The organism is Vibrio sp. 1249-1, assembly GCF_033340495.1.
On sequence record NZ_JAWOWJ010001177.1, the window covers coordinates 1 to 516 of the forward strand.

A 516-nucleotide genomic window follows, 5' to 3' on the forward strand; every position below is an offset into this window, starting at 1 on the left:
TAAATCCAAAACACTTTCAGGTTTTGACGCACCTTACATCCCAGGCTGGGACTGCCACGGTCTGCCAATCGAATTGATGGTAGAAAAGAAAGTAGGCAAACCAGGCCAAAAAGTAACGGCAGCGGAATTCCGCGAAAAATGTCGCGAATACGCAGCAGGTCAGGTTGAAGGTCAGAAAGAAAGCTTCAAGCGTCTTGGCATCATGGGTGAGTGGGACAAGCCATACCGCACTATGGATTTCGCAACTGAAGCGAACATTATTCGTGCGCTTGGTAAAATCGCAAGTAATGGCCACCTATTAAAAGGTTTCAAACCTGTTCACTGGTGTACGGATTGTGGTTCTGCACTTGCAGAAGCAGAAGTAGAATACAAAGATAAAGTATCGCCATCTATCGACGTACGTTTTAAAACAGCGGACGAAGCTGCGCTGCTATCTAAATTTGAATTGACGGAAGGTCACGAAGGTAAGGGTGACGTTTCAATCGTTATCTGGACAACCACTCCTTGGACTCTGCC

At 46.3% G+C, this 516-nt stretch carries 1 protein-coding gene; it reads left to right on the top strand.

Annotation, left to right across the window (positions count from 1 at the left end; all coding sequences use genetic code 11):
* Nucleotides 1-516 (top strand): class I tRNA ligase family protein (locus R7Z50_RS31115; protein WP_318150230.1); only part of this gene is annotated, 516 nt, incomplete at both ends.